Here is an 18,546-nt window from a genome sequence, read left to right on the forward strand (position 1 = left end):
GCCTTGCGCGCCCGACGCCGCCGGCGCCAACCCGGACCGGCCTGCCGCCGCCTTCCTTTCGCCACCCCCAAGCCCGCCCGATGCCAGGAACCGCTCCCGACCCGACCCAGGAAACCACCGACAGCCCCGCGCCCGCCGCGGGCAAGCCGGGGCGGCCGGGCAAGGCCGGGGCGGCCAAGGGCGCGGCCGGCAAGCCGTCCTCGGCGATGGCGCGCCTGCACAAGCTCGGCCTGCGGCGCGACGTCGACCTCGTGCTGCACCTGCCGATGCGCTACGAGGACGAGACCACGCTGCTGCCGATCGCCGAGGCGATCCGGCGCGCCGGGCTGGGCCTGACGGCGCAGGTCGAGGGCGTGGTCACGTCCAACGAGGTCACGTTCCGCCCGCGCCGCCAGATGGTGGTGAAGATCGCCGACGACAGCGGCGAGCTGACGCTGCGCTTCCTCAATTTCTACGGCAACCAGGCCCAGCAGATGGCCGAAGGCGCCAGCCTGCGCGTGCGCGGCGAGGTGCGCGGCGGCTTCTTCGGCGCCGAGATGGTCCATCCCACGGTGCGCGCGGTGGCGCCCGGCGAGGCGCTGCCGGACCGCCTCACGCCGGTCTACCCGAGCACCGCCGGCATCCCGCAGGCCTACCTGCGCAAGGCCATCGGCGGCGCGCTGGGGCGCACGCCGCTGCCCGAGACGCTGCCGCAGCCGGTGCTGCAGGGCCCGCTGGCGCCGCTCAGGCTGCGGCCGCTGCCGGAATGCCTGCGCCTGCTGCACGCGCCGCCGCAGGAGGTGGACGAGCACGCGCTGACTGAGCGCTCGCACCCGGCCTGGCAGCGCATCAAGTTCGACGAGCTGCTGGCCCAGCAGCTTTCGCTCAAGCGCTCGCAGGCCGCGCGCCGCGACAAGAGCGCGCCGCCCATGCCGCGCCGCGCCGGCGGCCTGCTCGGCGCCTTCCTCGACGCGCTGCCGTTCCGGCTCACCGGCGCGCAGCAGCGCGTGGTGGAGGAGATCGCCGCCGACATGGGCGCGCCGCACCCGATGCACCGCCTGCTGCAGGGCGACGTCGGCAGCGGCAAGACCATCGTCGCCGCGCTGGCCGCCTGCCAGGCCATCGACGCCGGCTACCAGGCCGCGCTGATGGCGCCCACCGAGATCCTGGCCGAGCAGCACTTCCGCAAGCTCTCGGCGTGGCTGGAGCCGCTCGGCGTGACGGTGGTGTGGCTGGCCGGCAGCCTCAAGGCGCGCGCCAAGCGCGAGGCCGCGGCGCGGGTGGAGTCGGGCGAGGCCCGGCTGGTCATCGGCACCCACGCGCTGATCCAGGACAGCGTGAAGTTCGCCCGGCTGGGCCTGTCGGTGGTGGACGAGCAGCACCGCTTCGGCGTGGCCCAGCGCCTGGCGCTGCGCGGCAAGGCCGAGGCGGACGCCGGCGAGGCCGCGCCGGCCGCGCGCGCCGAGACCGTGCCGCACCAGCTGATGATGTCGGCCACGCCGATCCCGCGCACGCTGGCCATGACCTACTACGCCGATCTCGACGTCTCCGTGATCGACGAGCTGCCGCCCGGGCGCAGCCCGGTGGTCACGCGGCTGGTCAACGACGCGCGCCGCGACGAGGTGATCGAGCGCGTGCACCACGCCGCCGCCGACGGCCGCCAGATCTACTGGGTCTGCCCGCTGATCGAGGAAAGCGAGGCGCTGCAGCTGCAGACCGCGGTGGAAACCTACGAAACCCTGGTGGCGGCGCTGCCCGAGCTCAAGGTGGGCCTCGTGCACGGCCGCCTGCCGCCGGCCGAGAAGGCCGCGGTGATGGGCGACTTCATCGCCAACCGCCTGCAGGTGCTGGTCGCCACCACGGTGATCGAGGTCGGCGTGGACGTGCCCAATGCCTCGCTGATGGTGATCGAGCATGCCGAGCGCTTCGGCCTGGCCCAGCTGCACCAGCTGCGCGGCCGGGTCGGGCGCGGCAGCGCCGAATCGGTCTGCCTGCTGATGTACCAGGCGCCGCTGTCGCCCACCGCGAAGGAACGCCTGGCCACCATGCGCGAGACCACCGACGGCTTCGAGATCGCCCGGCGCGACCTGCAGATCCGCGGCCCCGGCGAATTCCTCGGCGCGCGCCAGTCCGGCGAGGCGATGCTGCGCTTCGCCGACCTGGAAACCGACGCCTGGCTGGTCGACTACGCCCAGGAAGCCGCCGAGCTGATGCTGGCGCATTACCCCGAGGCGGTGGACGCGCACCTGCTGCGCTGGCTCGGCGGGCGCGAGCATTTCCTCAAGGCCTGACCCCGGGGACCGGGGCGTCCGGCGGCACCGAAGACGCTCAATGGTCACATATGACGGCAGTGAGACAGCCATGAAGCACCGCATGCGCCGCATCGACGGCGACCTCTGACAGAACCGTGATTCGAAGGTAAAATCTATCGCATAACGGGAATTGATAAGTCATGACGCTCACCGAACTCAAGTACATCGTCGCCGTGGCGCGCGAGCGCCATTTCGGCCGGGCCGCCGAAGCCTGCTTCGTGTCGCAGCCGACTCTGTCGGTTGCCATCAAGAAGCTGGAAGACGAGCTCAATGTGCAGATTTTCGAGCGCGGCACCTCCGAGGTGTCGGTGACGCCGATCGGCGAGCAGATCGTGGCGCAGGCCCAGCGCGTGCTGGAGCAGACGATGGCCATCCGCGAGATCGCCAAGCAGGGCAAGGATCCGCTGGCCGGGCCGCTGCGCCTGGGGGTGATCTACACCATCGGGCCCTACCTGCTGCCCTCGCTGGTCAAGGAGATGATCCAGACCGTGCCGCAGATGCCGCTGATGCTGCAGGAGAACTACACGGTCAAGCTGATCGAACTGCTCAAGCAGGGCGAGATCGACTGCGCCATCATGGCCGAGCCGTTCGCCGACTCCGGCCTCACGGTGCAGCCGCTCTACGACGAGCCCTTCGTGGTGGCGGTGCCGCGCGGCCACCAGCTCGAGAAGGCCAGCCACGTCGATCCCGACGAGCTCAAGCAGCAGACCATGCTGCTGCTGGGCAGCGGCCACTGCTTCCGCGACCAGGTGCTGGGCGTGTGCCCGGAACTGTCGCGCTTCTCGCAGGCCGCCGACGGCATCCAGAAGACCTTCGAGGGCTCCTCGCTGGAAACCATCCGCCACATGGTGGCCAGCGGCGTCGGCATCACGGTGCTGCCGCGCACCTCGGTGCCCGATCTCAAGCCGAACAAGAACGACCTGCTGGCCTACGTGCCGTTCACCGACCCGGTGCCCGACCGGCGCGTGGTGCTGGCCTGGCGCAAGAGCTTCACCCGCCTGCCGGCGATGGAAGCGCTGCGCCGCGCGGTGGCCGCGTGCGACCTGCCCGGCGTGAGCAAGCTGGCCGCCAAGGAACTGGCCGAGGCCGCCTGAGCGGGGCCCCGCGTTGCCTGTTCCGGGACGGGCTTCCCGCCCGTCCCGCCGCGCTCTCCCGTCCCCCGTTTTCCGCCGATTTTTTGCTGATTTTTCGCCGATTCCGCGGCTCCGCCCGGAGGACATAGGTGACGTCTATTTCATAGTTAGAAATTATTGAATTTCAAATTTAATAGATTGTCCGTAGACTGCCTCCATCGACACATTGCGTGCCGATCATCCAGGGGAGCCACAGATGAACAGCATCGAATCCACCGACCGGGGCAACCTCCTGCGCACGCTGGCGGGCGCGGTGGCCGATTGCCTTGCCTGTTACGCCCGGGTGTACTGAAATTACCCGGCGGCTTGCCAAACCGGTTCCCCCAGCCAGAACTTCCCGATCACCCACAAAAGAGGTCATGATGAGCAAGGACAAGGACATTCTCACCACCGGCGCGGGCGCGCCGGTCGCCGACAACCAGAATTCCCAGACCGCCGGCCCGCGCGGCCCCATGCTGCTGCAGGACGTGTGGTTCCTCGAAAAGCTCGCTCACTTCGACCGCGAGGTGATTCCCGAGCGGCGCGTGCACGCCAAGGGCTCCGGCGCCCACGGCACCTTCACCGTCACGCATGACATCAGCAAGTACAGCAAGGCCTCGGTGTTCGGCCAGGTCGGCAAGCAGACGCCGATCTTCATGCGCTTCTCCACCGTGGCCGGCGAGCGCGGCGCGGCCGATGCCGAGCGCGACGTGCGCGGCTTCTCGATCAAGTTCTACACCGACGAAGGCAACTGGGACGTGGTCGGCAACAACACGCCGGTGTTCTTCGTGCGCGACCCGCTCAAGTTCCCCGACTTCATCCACACCCAGAAGCGCAACCCGCGCACCAACCTGCGCGACGCCGTCGCCGTGTGGGATTTCTGGTCGCGCCATCCCGAATCGCTGCACCAGGTCACCATCCTGATGAGCGACCGCGGCCTGCCGCAGAACTACCGCCAGATCCACGGCTTCGGCTCGCACACGTATTCGCTCATCAACGCGGCCAACGAGCGCTTCTGGGTCAAGTTCCACTTCAAGTCGGCGCAGGGCATCGCCAACTGGACCAACGAGGAAGCCGCCAAGGTGGTGGCAGGCGACCGCGAGAGCGCCCAGCGCGACCTGTTCGAGAACATCGAGAAAGGCAACTTCCCGCGCTGGAACGTGCGCGTGCAGATCATGCCCGAGGCCGAGGCGGCCAGGTACCACATCAACCCGTTCGACCTCACCAAGGTGTGGCCGCACAAGGACTACCCGCTGATCGACGTGGGCGTGCTGGAGCTCAACCGCAACCCGGACAACTACTTCGCCGAGGTCGAGCAGGTGGCGATGAACCCGGCCAACGTGGTGCCCGGCATCGGCTTCTCGCCCGACAAGATGCTGCAGGGCCGGCTGTTCTCGTATGGCGACACGCAGCGCTACCGCCTGGGCGTGAACCACAACCAGATCCCGGTGAACGCGCCCAAGGTGCCGGTGCCCAACAGCTACCACCGCGACGGCGCGATGCGGGTGGACGGCAACCAGGGTGGCAAGCTGAACTACGAGCCCAACCGCCTGGGCGCCTACGCCGCCAGCGAGCGCGCCGCGGAACCGCCGCTGGCGCTGGACGGGCAGGCCGCCGACCACTGGGACCACCGCGTCGACGGCGACTACTACAGCCAGCCCGGCGCGCTGTTCCGCCTGTTCGACGAGGCGCAGCGCCAGCGCCTGTACGCGAACATCGCGGCGGCCATGCAGGGCGTGCCCGAAGACATCGTGCGCGTGCAGATCGAGCACTTCACCAAGGCCGACCCGGCCTACGGCGAGGGCGTCAAGCGCGCGCTCAACCTGAAGTAACCGAAGTCACACCCCGGCCCGTGCCGGCGCCCCGGGGGGGGGCGCCGGCCGGACGGCAACGCAAGGAGAACCATCATGGCCATGATCGACCTGTTCGTCAGCGAGTTGCAGCAACTGCGCCACGACGCGCACGACCGCGCCGGCCATGCCGATGCGGCGCGCCTGCAGCGCAAGCTGTGGCGCAAGGAAATCGGCATGGCGGTGATCGCGCTGGGCGCCGCCGCGATGTTCCTGGACGCCGCGCGGACTTTCACCGGCGGTTTGTCCGTCTTCGGTGGGTGATGCCATAATGTGCGGGTTGTGCCGCGTCCGAGTCGCGCGGCAGTTTTCGTGGCCACCCCCAGATCTGGAGCGTACCTATCATGGCAAAGAAAAATGAGATGAGCGTCAACATCGGTATTTCCGACAAAGAACGCAAGAAGATCGCAGAAGGTCTCTCGAAGCTGCTGGCGGATACCTACACGCTCTATCTCAAGACCCACAACTTCCACTGGAACGTCACGGGTCCGATGTTCAACACGCTGCACCTGATGTTCGAGACCCAGTACAACGAGCTGGCGCTGGCGGTGGACTCCATCGCCGAGCGCATCCGCGCGCTGGGCTACCCGGCGCCGGGCACCTACAAGGAATACGCCCGCCTGTCGTCGATCGCCGAGGAAGAGGGCGTGCCCGAAGCCACCGAGATGATCCGCAAGCTGGTCGAAGGCCAGGAAGCCGTGGTGCGCACCGCGCGCTCGCTGTTCCCGGTGATCGACGCCGCCGGCGACGAACCCTCGGCCGACCTGCTGACCCAGCGCATGCAGACGCACGAAAAGACCGCGTGGATGCTGCGCTCGATGCTGGCCTGAGTTGCCGGTCGGTGCCGGCCGGCGCCGCTGACGGGGGCGCCGGAAGGCCGGTCGCCCCTCTGCCGACTGCCGGCGAGCGTCAATCGCGTGTCACGCGCTTGTCATCCGGGCGCGTTTCCCGCGCCGCCTGACCGCCTGACCATCAGCCGCCTCGCGCGCCGCGCCTCGACCGGGCCGCGGCGCGTTTTTCGTTCAACGTCCCAGCTTTTCCGTCCGCCCTCCGCATCGCGGACCCCTGCCATGCTCGAACGCCTCGCCCTGTACGCGCGCCTGGTGCGCATCGACAAGCCCATCGGCACGCTGCTGCTGCTGTGGCCCACGCTGTGGGCGCTGTGGATGGCCGCCGGCGGGCCGCCCGCGTGGGGCCTGTTCTGGATCTTCTTCGCCGGCACCTTCCTGATGCGCTCGGCCGGCTGCGCCATGAACGACTGGGCCGACCGCGACTTCGACAAGCACGTCAAGCGCACGAAGGAACGCCCGCTCACGGCCGGCAAGATCGCCGCGTGGGAAGCCATCGCGGTGGCGGCGGTGCTGGCGCTGCTGGCCTTCGTGCTGATCCTGCCGCTCAACGCGCTGACCAAATGGCTGGCGGTGGCGGCGGCCATCATCGCGGCCACCTATCCGTTCTTCAAGCGCTTCTTCGCCATTCCGCAGGCCTATCTCGGCATCGCCTTCGGCTTCGGCATCCCGATGGCCTTCGCCGCCGTGCGCGGCGAGGTGCCCGCGGTGGCGTGGATCATGCTGCTGGCCAACGTGTTCTGGGCGGTGGCCTACGACACCGCCTACGCGATGGTCGACCGCGACGACGACCTGCTGATCGGCATGAAGACCTCGGCCATCACCTTCGGCCGCTTCGACGTGGCGGCCATCATGCTGTGCTACGCCGCCTTCCTCGGCCTGATGGCGTGGGCCGGCGCCCGGCTCGGGCTGGGCTGGCCCTACTGGGCCGGGCTGGCGGCCGCGGCCGTCTGCGTGGCCTATCACTACACGCTGATCCGCGGCCGCGACCGCATGCAATGCTTCGCCGCGTTCCGCCACAACAACTGGCTCGGCGCGTTCGTGTTCGCGGGGACGGCGGCGGCCTACGCGCTGCGCTGATTCCTGGGGAGGACACCTTGCCTGGGCCCGCCCGCGCGGTGTCGGCCCATCCGCCGGCTTCGGCTGGTGCCCCGGAATCGCGGGTTTGCGCCGCGTCTTCCTGCGCTTTGCTTTCCCGGCTCAGTCCTTGCCGAATTCCGCGCCCATCTCCGCCGCGCGCGCGGCGGCCGCGTGCATGGCTTTCACGAAAGCGTCACCGATGCCCGAGGCCTGCATCGACGTCAGCGCCGCGTAAGTGGTGCCGCCCTTCGACGTCACGCGCTCGCGCAGCACGCTGACCGGCTCCGCCGACTGCGCGGCCAGCGCCGCGGCGCCGCGGAAGGTCTCCACCGCCAGCGCGCGTCCCTGCGCGGCGCTCAGGCCGAGTTCGGCGGCGGCCTTTTCCATCGCCTCGACAAAGTAGAAGACATAGGCCGGGCCGCTGCCGGAGATCGCGGTGACGGCGTCGATCTGCGCGTCGCCTTCCACCCATTCGCACTTGCCGACCGCTTCGGCCAGCGCGCCGGCGATCGCGCGGTCGCGCTCGCCGAGGCCGGGCGCGGCGGCCAGGCCCGTCATGCCGATGCCGGCCAGCGCCGGGGTGTTGGGCATGGCGCGCACCAGGCGCGCGTGGCCGCCGAACCAGCGCTGCATGTCGGACAGGCGGATGCCGGCGGCCACGCTGACGATCAGGTTGTCGGCGAGATACGGCGCCAGCGACGCGGCGGCGTCGCGGAACTGCTGCGGCTTGACCGCCAGCACCAGCACGTCGCTGGCGCCGAAGGCGGCGTCGGGCGCGGCGGCGGCATGCACGCCGTGGTCGCGCCGCAGGCGCGCCCGGGCGTCCTCGAACGGGTCGACCACGCGGATCGAGGTGGCGGGCACGCCGCGGGCGATCAGGCCGCCGATCAGGGCGGTGGCCATGTTGCCGCCGCCGAGGAAGCCGAAGGTGAGGGTGTCGAGCATCGCTTGTCTTTGTCTCTGGCTGGAATTCGGAAAGGGGCCGCCGGCGGGCGGGTGGCAATCAGCCGTGCGTGGCGCTGGCCTGGGGCGCGCGGCCGTGGTCGCGGCCGCCGAAGATCGCGGTGCCGATGCGCACCAGGGTGGCGCCTTCGGCGATGGCGGCCTCCATGTCCGCGGACATGCCCATCGACAGGGTGTCCACGTCCAGGCCCTGCGCGCGCAGGGTTTCGAGCAGCGCGCGCATGGCCGCGAACGGCCGGCGCTGCGCGGCGGCATCGGCGGCCGGCTCGGGAATCGCCATCAGCCCGCGCAGCCGCAGCCCGGGCAGCGCCGCCACGGCGCGCGCCAGCGCGGGCACTTCCGCCGGGGTCACGCCGCTTTTGCTGGCTTCGCCGCTGATATTGACCTGGAGGCAGACCTGCAGCGGCGGCAGTCCCGCCGGGCGCTGCGCCGACAGCCGCTCGGCGATGCGCAGGCGGTCCACCGCGTGGACCCAGTCGAAGCGCTCGGCCACCACGCGTGTCTTGTTGCTTTGCAGGGGGCCGATGAAATGCCAGCTGATGGCATCGCGCAGGTCGGCCAGTTGCCCGATCTTGTCGGCGCCTTCCTGCACGTAGTTTTCGCCGAAGGCGCGCTGGCCGGCGTCGAAGGCGGCCCGCACGGCATCCGCCGGGAAGGTCTTGGAAACCGCCAGCAGGGTGACGTCGGCGGCCACCCGTCCGGCCTGTTGTGCGGCTGCCGCGATGCGCCGGTGCACGGCTTGCAAGTTGGCGGCGATTACAGACATAATCCGGCGAACATATCAAGAAGTACAACAAAGTACGACAAAAAAGGGTGGGGTCATTATAGATGGACATCGCGCAGCTATTGGCTTTCGCCGTCAAGAACAAGGCGTCCGATCTTCATCTGTCCGCGGACATGCCGCCGATGGTCCGCATCCACGGCGACATGCGCCGCATCAACGTGGCCGCGATGGCGCACAAGGACGTCCACGCCATGGTGTACGACATCATGAGCGACACCCAGCGCAAACAGTATGAAGAACGCCTGGAGATCGACTTCTCGTTCGAGATCGCCGGGCTTTCGCGCTTCCGCGTCAACGCATTCAACACGCAGCGCGGCGCGGCCGCGGTGTTCCGGACCATTCCCTCCAAGGTGCTGACGCTGGAAGACCTGCGCGCGCCGGCGGTGTTCGCCGACCTGTGCATGAAGCCGCGCGGCCTGGTGCTGGTGACGGGGCCCACCGGCTCGGGCAAGTCGACCACGCTGGCGGCGATGGTGGACCACCGCAACGACCACGACATGGGCCACATCCTGACCGTGGAAGACCCGAGCGAGTTCGTGCATACCTCGAAGAAGAGCCTGATCAACCAGCGCGAGCTGGGGCCGCACACGCATTCGTTCGCCAACGCGCTGCGCTCGGCGCTGCGCGAGGACCCCGACGTGGTGCTGGTGGGCGAGCTGCGCGACCTGGAAACCATCCGCCTGGCGCTGACCGCCGCGGAAACCGGCCACCTGGTGTTCGCCACGCTGCACACCAGCTCGGCGGCCAAGACCATCGACCGGATCGTCGACGTGTTCCCGCCCGAGGAAAAGGACATGGTGCGCACCATGCTGTCCGAATCGCTCGAGGCGGTGATCTCGCAGACGCTGCTCAAGACGCGCGACGGCAACGGCCGCACCGCGGCGCATGAGATCATGATCGCCACGCCGGCCATCCGCCACCTGATCCGCGAGAACAAGATCGCGCAGATGTACTCGATGATGCAGACCAGCAGCGGCATGGGCATGCAGACGCTGGACCAGTGCCTGTCGGACCTGATCAAGCGCGGGCTGATCGGCTACACCGACGCGCGCGCCATCGCCAAGAACCCCGACTCCTTCACGGGTTGAGGCGCGGCCGCGCCGCCGATCCCCACACCCGACCGCCGTACCCGAAACAGGTAACTGCCATGCTGGACCGCGAATCCGCCGCCAAGTACATCAACGACCTGCTCGAGCTGATGGTGAACAACCGCGGCTCGGACCTGTTCATCACCGCCGAATTCCCGCCCGCGATCAAGGTCGACGGCAAGATCACGCCGGTCTCGCAGCAGCCGCTGATTCCGGCGCAGGCGCTCGACCTGGTGCATTCCATCATGAACGAGCGCCAGATCGCGGAGTTCGACCACAGCCACGAATGCAACTTCGCGATCTCGGTGCAGGGCGCCGGGCGCTTCCGCGTCTCCGCCTTCATCCAGCAGGGCAAGGCCGGCATGGTGGTGCGGACCATCAACACGCGCATCCCGTCGGTCGACGAGCTCGACCTGCCGCCGACGCTGCACGACATCGTGATGGCCAAGCGCGGCCTGGTGATCGTCACCGGTGCCACCGGCTCGGGCAAGTCCACCTCGCTGGCGGCCATGCTCGACCATCGCAACGCGCATTCCTACGGGCACATCATCACCATCGAGGACCCGATCGAATACGTGCACGCGCACCAGAACTGCATCGTCACGCAGCGCGAGGTGGGCATCGATACCGAGTCCTGGCACATCGCGCTGAAGAACACGCTGCGCCAGGCGCCCGACGTGATCCTGATCGGCGAAATTCGCGACCGCGAGACCATGGAATACGCGATGCAGTACGCCGAGACCGGCCACCTGTGCCTGGCCACGCTGCACGCCAACAACGCCAACCAGGCCATCGACCGCATCGTCAACTTCTTCCCCGAGGAAAAGCGCCAGCAACTGCTGATCGACCTGTCGCTCAACCTCAAGGCGATGATTTCGCAGCGGCTGCTGCCGCGCAAGGGCCAGAAGGGCCGCGTGCCGGCGGTGGAGATCATGATCGGCACGCCGCTGGTGGCCGACCTGATCTTCAAGGGCGAGATCCACGCGCTCAAGGAAGTCATCAAGAAATCGCGCGAGCAGGGCATGGTGTCGTTCGACCAGGCGCTGTTCGACCTCTACGAGTCCGGCAAGATCAGCTATGAAGACGCGCTGAAGAACGCCGACTCGCTCAACGACCTGCGCCTGATGATCAAGCTGCATGGTTCGCGCGACCGCGAGAGCGATCTCGGCGCCGGCACCGAACACCTCAACGTCATCTGAAGCCGGCGCGCCGCGCGGGCCAACCAAGGAGTGCCGCCATGAGCAACGTCTACCAGTTCGAAGCCAGTTCGCTTGCCGGCGATGCGGTGCCGCTGTCGCGCTTCGCCGGCAAGGTACTGCTGGTCGTCAACACCGCCAGCGAATGCGGTTTCACGCCGCAGTACGCGGGCCTGCAGGCGCTGCAGGAGCAATACGGCGCGGGCGGCCTGGAAGTGCTGGGTTTCCCGTGCAACCAGTTCGGCAAGCAGGAGCCCGGCGACGCCGCGCAGATCGGCCAGTTCTGCGAGGCGCGCTTCCACGTCACCTTCCCGATGTTCGCCAAGATCGACGTCAACGGCGCCAACGCGCATCCGCTGTACCGCTGGCTGACCTCGGAGAAGCCCGGCGTGCTCGGCATCGAGGCGATCAAGTGGAATTTCACCAAGTTCCTGCTGCGCCGCGACGGCACGGTGTTCAAGCGCTACGCGCCGACCACCAAGCCCGAGGACATCAAGGCCGACATCGAGACGCTGCTGGCCGAGCCGGCGTAAGCCGCATCGCCGGCACCATCGACGCTACGCGCGCGCGGGGTTGTCGCCGCCCGCGCCGCTGGCCTGCACCGCGCGCAGGAAGCCGTTGAGCGAGCGGTCCGGCGTTTCGTGGAAGCGGTCGTCGAGCATGATGATGCTGCGGCAGCGGTCCAGGCGGAAGCTGCGGTAGTCGGTGCGCGTGGTGCACCACGCCGCCAGCAGCCAGTTGTTGCCCCAGAAGAACAGGCCGAGCGGCTGCACCACGCGGTCGGTGGCGCGCTGCTGCGCGTCGGTGTAGTCCAGGCGCAGCAGGCGCTGGGCGTTCATGGCGCCGTGCACCACGTCGAAGGCGTCGCGCACCTGGGGATGGTTGACGAACTCGGGCGCGAACACGCGGCTTTGCTGCGCCGCGAGGCGCCGCGCCGGCGGCAGCGCGGCCACCAGCTTCTCCAGCGCGGGATCGGCCGCGGCGGCCAGCGCGCCGCCGCCCCAGGCCTTGAGCAGGCGCAGCCCGGCCACCAGTGCCTCGACTTCCAGGGCGGTGAACATCAGCGGGGGAACGTCGTAGTCCGCGCGCAGCCGGTAGCCGATGCCCGCCTCGCCCTCGACCGGCACGCCCGACAGCGACAGCGCCTGGATGTCCCGGTACACCGTGCGCTCGGACACGCCGAGCCGCTGCGCCAGCAGCGCCGCCGTGGTCAGGCGGCGCCCGCGCAGCACCTGGACGATCTGGAAAAAGCGGTCGGCGCGGCGGCTCATCGGACTCGGTTCATGTCTCGGGCGGAAAGGTTGGCAATGGCGCGCCTGTTGGCGGCGCTTCCGGCCGGCCTGTTCAGCCGGCCAGCGGCTGGTGCAGGCCGATGCGGTTGCCTTCGGTATCGATGATATGCGCGATGTGGCCGATGTCGCCAGGCAGCTGCAGCGGGCCGAACACGGTCTTGCCGCCCGCGGCCTGCGCGCGCGCCAGCAGCGCCACCAGCCCCGGCGCGTGCAGGTAGGGCACGCAGCCGTCGGCCGAGGGCCGGAAGGACTCGCCCGCCACCAGCGCGCCGCCGGGCTCCATGTTGTCGAATATCGCCATGTCCATCTGCTCCATCATTTCGCGCTTGAGGCGGGTCTGGAATACCTGCTCGTAGAAACGGATGGCGCGCGGCATGTCGGCGACGGGGATTTCAAGCCAGTTGATCAGTCCACTCATGATGACCTCCTTGCGGTCGGGTTGGAGAGGCCGATCATGCGCGGGGGCTCCTGACAACGTGCTGTCAGCAGCGATTTGTGCGGCCGCCGCCGCCCTGTGCGCGACCGCGCTCAGCGCGGCATCCATGCCGCCAGCACCGGCACCATCACCGCCGTCAGCACGCCGTTCAGGCCCATGCCGAGCGCGGCGAAGGCGCCCGCTTCCTGGTTGACCTGGAACGCGCGCGCGGTGCCGATGCCGTGCGCCGCCAGCCCGGTGGCGAAGCCGCGCACGGTGTAGTCGGTGATGCGCAGCAGGTTCAGCAGCCGCGTCGCGCTGACCGCGCCGATGATGCCGGTCAGCATCACCAGCACCGCGGTGAGCGAGGGCAGCCCGCCGATCTTCTCGGCCACGCCCATCGCGATCGGGATGGTGACCGACTTGGGCGCGAGCGAGCGGATCGTCTCCGGCGACGCGCCCAGCAGCCAGGCGATGCCCACCGCCGAGACCACCGCCACCAGCGAGCCCGCCAGCAGCCCGCCCAGCAGCGGCAGCACGTGGCGGCGCAGCTTGGGCAACTGCAGGTAGAGCGGCACCGCCAGCGCCACCGTGGCCGGCCCGAGCAGGAAGTGCACGAACTGCGCGCCGTCGAAGTAGGTCTTGTACGGCGTGCCGGTCACGGTCAGCAGCGTGACCAGGATCGCCACCGCGATCATCACCGGGTTGGCCAGCGGCGAGAAGCGCGCGCGCTCGTAGATGCGGAACGCGAACACGTAGGCCAGCAGCGTGGCGGTCAGGCCCAGCAGCGGGCTGGCCGCCAGGTAGACCCAGATCTCGTTGAGGCGCGGCGTCATCATGCGCGCTCTCCGTTGCCGCCGTGCGCGCGGCGCATCAGCGCGCGCGCCACCAGCGCGGTGGTGGCGATGGCCAGCCAGGTCGACAGCACCAGCGCCACCACGATCGGCAGCCACTCGCCGCCGATGCGGTGCGCATGCACCATGATGCCGACGCCGGCCGGCACGAACAGCAGCGACAGGTGCTTGAGCAGCTCGGAGGTGGTGCCCTGGATCACCGGCAGGATGCGGTCGTCGATGGCGAGCCAGCAGAACAGCAGGATCATGCCGATCACCGGGCCGGGCACGGGCAGGCTCAGGGCATAGCTGAGGGCTTCCCCGACGGACTGGAAGACGAGGAGGATGGCGAAGGTCTGGAGCATGGCGAAGGGCACGCCGGAGCGTGCGGATCTGGGGCAGCCGCATGGTAACCCGGCGCGGCCTTGCCGGCGGGCCGCGCCGGCAAGGCCGCAAGCGCCCGGGTGGTCATAGCCGGCCCGCCGCGCGGCGGGCCGCGGGCTAGATGGAGTCCTGCGGCCGCGAGGCCTCGCTCACGCTCCAGACGGTATCGAAGAGGCCGCGCTGCATGGTGGCGAACTCCTCGCTCTCGATGATCAGCCCGTAGTTCTCGTGGCGCGACGAGATCAGCGACACGCGGTTGTCGAAGATGAAGGTGGTCATCGATATCTCCATCTCCGGCGGCGCGTAGCGCAGCTCGCGGCGCTCGGCGCGGCTCGTGGGCCAGATCGGCTGGATGTCGCGCTGGCGCGAGCGGATGACCTTGAGCTCGATGCCGCGCTGCACACGCTCGTTCAGGAAGCGCTCCACCTCGCCCAGGCCGGGCGTCTGCTCCAGCTCGTGCATCGACAGGTAGCCGCGCAGCACCCTGGGCGCGCCCGTCAGCGTCAGCGATTCCCACAGGACCGTGCGGATGCCTTCCTCCCCTTCGAAGAAGCGGATCTGCGGCTTGCCCTTGATGCGGTTGTAGACCGATCGCATCTGCGGCACCAGCGCCTCGATCGCCTGCAGCCGCGCCTTGCCGCGCTCGAGCAGCTTGCGCGGATCTTCCGCCACCACGATGCGCTTGCCGTCGCGGTCAGCGATCGTCACCAGGCCCTCTTCCTCGAGCCGCTGCAGCGCATGGTACGCGGTCGTGCGGACCATGCCGGCCCGCGCCGCCACCTCGGCGATGGTCGCCTCGCCGAGCTCGGCGGCGGCCATGTAAAGGTTGAACAACGATTTCGTGATGCCCAGTTGGGCGAGTTCAGCTTCCACCGCGGCGGACTCCACATCGGGTCGAGAGATACCGCAGTGTAGCCGAGTGTCGAAATCCATCGACAAGTCCACCTTGTGATGTGTCCATATCCTTCGACAGATCGCCGGAATTTTGCACCATTTGGTGGCTTGCGCACCAAGATGGATCCTGATAAATTCGCTTTTAGTGCCGATATTTGTGCGTAAATATACTAATAAGCGTTGATATTGCCAGCTGCGATGGCACGGCAATTGCTAACGTACCGATGTGTCGAAAGTGTTCGACAGATTTTCAGGAAATCGAGAAACGGAGCCAGACAGATGTCAGCAGAAGCCATCATCAGCCACGATTCGTCAGCGGAGCTGACGCGCAAGGAGGAGCGGCAGATCGTCGCCGCCTCGACGCTGGGCACGCTCTTCGAGTGGTACGACTTTTTCATCTATGGCTCGCTCGCCGTCTTCATGAGCCGCGTGCTGTTCCCGGCCGACAATCCGACCGTATCGCTGCTGGCCGCGCTCGGCGCGCTGGCGGTCGGCTTCGTCATCCGGCCGCTCGGCTCGATCTTCTTCGGCTACCTCGGCGACAAGCTCGGGCGCAAGTACACGTTCCTGATGACCGTGGTCATGATGGGCGGCTCGACCGTGCTGATCGGGCTGCTGCCGTCCTACGAGAGCGCCGGGCACCTGTCGTGGATCCTGCTTCTGGCGCTGCGCGTGGTGCAGGGCCTGGCGGTCGGCGGGGAATACGGCGGCGCGGTCATCTACGTCTCCGAGCACTGCGTGCCGAAGCGACGGGGCCTGCTGACCGGCTGGATCCAGATCACGTCGTCGGCCGGCCTGATCCTCTCGCTGCTCGTCATCATGGCGACGCAGGCGTCGATGAGCACCGAGGCGTTCCGCGCCTGGGGCTGGCGCGTGCCGTTCCTGCTGTCGCTGGTCATGCTGGTGATCTCGGTGTACGTGCGCGCCAGGCTCCACGAGTCGCCGGTGTTCGCGCGCATGAAGCGCGAGCGCCGCCTCTCGCCCAATCCGTTCAAGGAGACCTTCGGCCAGTGGCGCAACCTGAAGCTCGTCGTGCTCGCGCTGCTGGGCGTGACCGCGGGCCAGGGCGCCACCTATTTCACGGGCCAGTTCTACGTGATGATCTTCCTGCAGCAGGCCGTGCTGATCGACCAGGAGAGCGCATACCGGCTCGTCGCGCTGGGCTTCCTGATCGGCGCGCCCAGCTTCGTGCTGATGAGCTGGCTGTCCGACCGGATCGGGCGCAAGTGGATCATGGTCGCCGGCCTGCTGCTCGCCGCGCTGTCCTATCACGCGATGTTCGGCGCGCTGATGCGGGCCGGGAATCCCGCGCTGGTCCACGCCACCGAGGCGGCTCCCGTGCAGCTGCACGTCGACAACGCGCACGGCCAGTGCGACTTCAGCCTCCAGGCCGCGCTGATCGGCACCCACCCCGACCACCGCAAGCTGTGCGTCCAGGTGAAGAAATACCTGGTCGCGCGCGGCGTCAGCTTCACGTTCGCGCCGGCCGTCGCCGGCCAGGAGGTGGCGCTCGGCATCGGCGCATCCCCGCTGATTCCCGGCTTCGACAAGGCGGCCTATGCCAGGGCGCTTGCCGCGGCGGGCTATCCGGCCAGCGCCGACCCCGCGCAGATCGACAGCGCCATGATCGTGCTCATCCTCGTGCTGATGACCGCGATGGTGGCGATGGTCTACGGCCCGGTGGCGGCCTATCTGGTCGAGCTGTTTCCGGCGCGCATCCGCTACACGGCGCTGTCGTTCCCGTATCACATCGGCGCCGGGATCTTCGGCGGCATCCTGCCGTTCGTCGCGACCTTCCTGTCCCAGTCGACCGGCAACGTCTTCGGCGGCCTGATGTATCCGGTCGTCATCACCGGCGTCGTCGGCGTGATCGGCGCGGCCCTGCTTCCCAATCTCCGCGCCACCGCCATCGACCCGGATCTCGAACACTGAACCACACACCGGCAATCATCATGAACCCATTCAAAGTGGCCGTCGTCCAGGCCGAATCGATTCCCACCGACAGCATGGCCTGCGCGGAGAAAGCCGCGCGCCTGGTGCGCGAGGCCATCGGGCAGGACGCCAAGGTCATCGTCTTTCCCGAAGCCTTCCTGGGCGGCTATCCGAAAGGAAACAGCTTCGGCGCGCCGGTGGGCATGCGCACGCCCGCGGGCCGCGACGCCTACGCGGCCTACCACGAACAGGCCATCGCGCTCGATGGCAAGGAAGTGGCGCTGATCGCGGAGGCGGTCGCGCACAGCGACGCGTTCGTCGTGATCGGGTGCATCGAGGCGGACGGCGGCACGCTGTACTGCACCGCGCTGTTCTTCCACGGCAGCAGCGGGCTGGTCGCCAAGCACCGGAAGCTGATGCCGACCGCCGGCGAGCGGCTGGTGTGGGGGTTCGGCGACGGCTCGACGATGCCCGTCGTCGACACGCCCTACGGCCGCATCGGCGCCGTCATCTGCTGGGAAAACTACATGCCGATGCTGCGCATGTATATGTACGGCAAGGGCGTCGCGCTGTATTGCGCGCCGACCGCCGACGACCGCGACACCTGGCTGCCGAGCATGCGGCATATCGCGCTCGAGGGCCGCTGCTATGTGCTGAGCGCCTGCCAGTACCTGCGCCGCGGCGCCTATCCCGAGGACATGGAGTGCGCGCTCGGCGATGCCCCGGAAACGGTCCTGCTGCGCGGCGGCAGCGCCATCGTCGATCCGCTCGGCCAGGTCCTGGCCGGCCCCGAGTTCAACCGGGAAGCCGTGCTGTACGCCACCGTCGATCCGCGGCAGATCATCCGCGGCAAGTTCGACTTCGACGTCGCCGGGCACTATGCCCGCCCGGACGTCTTCCGCCTCGCCGTGGATACCCGCCCGAAGGCGGCGCTCACCTGCATTTCCGGCGCGGGCGACGAGGAGGCGTGAGGTGGATCTGGACTTCGGATCGTTGCCCGCGCGCACGGTGTACAACCTGCTGACCTCGGCGGTCACCCCGCGGCCCATCGCATGGGTCACGACCGTCTCGAAGGAGGGCGTCGTCAATGCCGCGCCCTACAGCTTCTTCAACGTGATGGGGCATGAGCCGCCCACGGTCGCGCTGGGACTGCTCCGGCACCAGAGCCGCGGAACCAAGGACACGGCGGCGAACATCCTCGACACGGGGGAGTTCGTGGTGAACCTCGTGCCCGCGGCGCTTGCCGGGCCGATGAACATGACGGCCGCCGACTACCCGCCGGGCGAGGACGAGATCGCGCTTGCCGGCCTGGCGCCGCTCGCGTCGAGGGTCGTGCGTCCGCCGCGGATCGACGGCTGCCCGGTGGCGCTCGAGTGCGCCAGCCACACCAGCATCATGACCGGCCCCGGCCAGTTCGTGGTCATCGGCAGGGTGTTGTCGATGCACGTGAGGGACGACGTGCTGCTCGATCCCGCGCGGGGCTACATCGACGCGCCGGCGCTGGACCTGATCAGCCGCATGCACGGCAGCGGCTGGTATGCGCGCTCCACCGATCTGTTCCAGCTCGAGCGGCCGGGCTAGCCG

At 68.7% G+C, this 18,546-nt stretch carries 19 protein-coding genes; 12 read left to right on the forward strand and 7 right to left on the reverse strand.

All coding sequences use genetic code 11. The features are described 5' to 3' along the window. Nucleotides 1-80 precede the first annotated feature (80 nt). The 6 genes from recG to ubiA all read left to right on the forward strand — a co-directional run bounded on the left by recG (nucleotide 81) and on the right by ubiA (nucleotide 7,181). Nucleotides 81-2,270 carry an ATP-dependent DNA helicase RecG gene (gene recG / locus KF708C_RS24155; protein ID WP_059413525.1) on the forward strand — a complete coding sequence of 730 codons (2,190 nt, stop codon included), beginning with the start codon at nucleotides 81-83 and terminating at the stop codon, nucleotides 2,268-2,270. 161 nt (nucleotides 2,271-2,431) lie between these two features. After that, entirely contained in the window at nucleotides 2,432-3,385 is a 954-nt protein-coding gene (locus tag KF708C_RS24160) for a LysR substrate-binding domain-containing protein (RefSeq protein WP_020204146.1), read from the forward strand. A gap of 401 nt (nucleotides 3,386-3,786) precedes the next feature. Next, nucleotides 3,787-5,235 carry a catalase gene (locus tag KF708C_RS24165; protein ID WP_020204147.1) on the forward strand — a complete coding sequence of 483 codons (1,449 nt, stop codon included), beginning with the start codon at nucleotides 3,787-3,789 and terminating at the stop codon, nucleotides 5,233-5,235. A 75-nt stretch (nucleotides 5,236-5,310) separates the two neighbouring features. Next, nucleotides 5,311-5,517 (forward strand): hypothetical protein, encoded by a 207-nt coding sequence (locus KF708C_RS24170; protein WP_020204148.1) that lies wholly within the window; start codon nucleotides 5,311-5,313, stop codon nucleotides 5,515-5,517. Between the two features lie 80 nt (nucleotides 5,518-5,597). Further along, nucleotides 5,598-6,083, forward strand: coding sequence for a Dps family protein (locus KF708C_RS24175; RefSeq protein WP_029043847.1), 486 nt, complete (start codon nucleotides 5,598-5,600; stop codon nucleotides 6,081-6,083). A 240-nt stretch (nucleotides 6,084-6,323) separates the two neighbouring features. After that, on the forward strand, nucleotides 6,324-7,181 hold the full coding sequence (gene ubiA, locus KF708C_RS24180) for a 4-hydroxybenzoate octaprenyltransferase (protein WP_020204150.1): 858 nt from the start codon (nucleotides 6,324-6,326) through the stop codon (nucleotides 7,179-7,181). Nucleotides 7,182-7,301: 120 nt separating this feature from the next. Here the strand turns inward: ubiA and proC are convergent, their stop codons facing one another. Both proC and KF708C_RS24190 read right to left on the reverse strand, forming a co-directional pair. Continuing rightward, the gene (gene proC / locus KF708C_RS24185; protein ID WP_059413526.1) at nucleotides 7,302-8,126 is read right to left on the reverse strand and encodes a pyrroline-5-carboxylate reductase; all 825 of its coding nucleotides are present in this window, start codon (nucleotides 8,124-8,126) and stop codon (nucleotides 7,302-7,304) included. Nucleotides 8,127-8,184: 58 nt separating this feature from the next. Continuing rightward, nucleotides 8,185-8,910 (reverse strand): YggS family pyridoxal phosphate-dependent enzyme, encoded by a 726-nt coding sequence (locus KF708C_RS24190; RefSeq protein ID WP_059413527.1) that lies wholly within the window; start codon nucleotides 8,908-8,910, stop codon nucleotides 8,185-8,187. A gap of 62 nt (nucleotides 8,911-8,972) precedes the next feature. Here KF708C_RS24190 and KF708C_RS24195 point away from each other — a divergent pair, with 62 nt between their 5' ends. From KF708C_RS24195 to KF708C_RS24205, 3 genes are read left to right on the forward strand one after another with little or no spacing between them, the layout of a single operon-like run. Then, nucleotides 8,973-10,016: a type IV pilus twitching motility protein PilT gene (locus tag KF708C_RS24195; RefSeq protein WP_059413528.1), complete on the forward strand. Its 1,044-nt coding sequence runs from the start codon at nucleotides 8,973-8,975 to the stop codon at nucleotides 10,014-10,016. Between the two features lie 59 nt (nucleotides 10,017-10,075). Next, nucleotides 10,076-11,215: a PilT/PilU family type 4a pilus ATPase gene (locus KF708C_RS24200; protein ID WP_059413529.1), complete on the forward strand. Its 1,140-nt coding sequence runs from the start codon at nucleotides 10,076-10,078 to the stop codon at nucleotides 11,213-11,215. A gap of 38 nt (nucleotides 11,216-11,253) precedes the next feature. After that, nucleotides 11,254-11,745 carry a glutathione peroxidase gene (locus KF708C_RS24205; RefSeq protein WP_020204155.1) on the forward strand — a complete coding sequence of 164 codons (492 nt, stop codon included), beginning with the start codon at nucleotides 11,254-11,256 and terminating at the stop codon, nucleotides 11,743-11,745. Nucleotides 11,746-11,769: 24 nt separating this feature from the next. Here KF708C_RS24205 and KF708C_RS24210 read toward each other — a convergent pair whose 3' ends face one another. The 5 genes from KF708C_RS24210 to KF708C_RS24230 form a co-directional block, all read right to left on the reverse strand. Continuing rightward, nucleotides 11,770-12,483: a helix-turn-helix transcriptional regulator gene (locus KF708C_RS24210; protein WP_059413530.1), complete on the reverse strand. Its 714-nt coding sequence runs from the start codon at nucleotides 12,481-12,483 to the stop codon at nucleotides 11,770-11,772. A gap of 73 nt (nucleotides 12,484-12,556) precedes the next feature. Beyond that, complete coding sequence (locus KF708C_RS24215) at nucleotides 12,557-12,922, reverse strand: VOC family protein (protein ID WP_020204157.1); 366 nt, start codon at nucleotides 12,920-12,922, stop codon at nucleotides 12,557-12,559. Nucleotides 12,923-13,032: 110 nt separating this feature from the next. Then, entirely contained in the window at nucleotides 13,033-13,758 is a 726-nt protein-coding gene (locus KF708C_RS24220; RefSeq protein WP_020204158.1) for an LrgB family protein, read from the reverse strand. After that, on the reverse strand, nucleotides 13,755-14,117 hold the full coding sequence (locus KF708C_RS24225) for a CidA/LrgA family protein (RefSeq protein WP_020423849.1): 363 nt from the start codon (nucleotides 14,115-14,117) through the stop codon (nucleotides 13,755-13,757). The genes KF708C_RS24220 and KF708C_RS24225 overlap by 4 nt, the downstream gene beginning before the upstream one ends. 136 nt (nucleotides 14,118-14,253) lie before the next feature. Then, nucleotides 14,254-15,009 (reverse strand): TrmB family transcriptional regulator, encoded by a 756-nt coding sequence (locus KF708C_RS24230; protein ID WP_196812899.1) that lies wholly within the window; start codon nucleotides 15,007-15,009, stop codon nucleotides 14,254-14,256. Between the two features lie 300 nt (nucleotides 15,010-15,309). Here KF708C_RS24230 and KF708C_RS24235 point away from each other — a divergent pair, with 300 nt between their 5' ends. The 3 genes from KF708C_RS24235 to KF708C_RS24245 are packed head-to-tail and all read left to right on the forward strand — an operon-like array spanning nucleotide 15,310 to nucleotide 18,543. Further along, complete coding sequence (locus tag KF708C_RS24235; protein ID WP_059413531.1) at nucleotides 15,310-16,962, forward strand: MFS transporter; 1,653 nt, start codon at nucleotides 15,310-15,312, stop codon at nucleotides 16,960-16,962. Nucleotides 16,963-16,982: 20 nt separating this feature from the next. Then, on the forward strand, nucleotides 16,983-17,933 hold the full coding sequence (locus KF708C_RS24240; protein ID WP_059413532.1) for a carbon-nitrogen hydrolase family protein: 951 nt from the start codon (nucleotides 16,983-16,985) through the stop codon (nucleotides 17,931-17,933). Nucleotide 17,934: 1 nt separating this feature from the next. Next, a complete protein-coding gene (locus KF708C_RS24245) occupies nucleotides 17,935-18,543 on the forward strand; it encodes a flavin reductase family protein (RefSeq protein WP_059413533.1) in 609 nt (202 codons plus the stop codon). The last annotated feature ends 3 nt before the right edge of the window (nucleotides 18,544-18,546 follow it).

Source organism: Cupriavidus basilensis (assembly GCF_000876015.1).
GTDB lineage: Bacteria > Pseudomonadota > Gammaproteobacteria > Burkholderiales > Burkholderiaceae > Cupriavidus > Cupriavidus basilensis_B.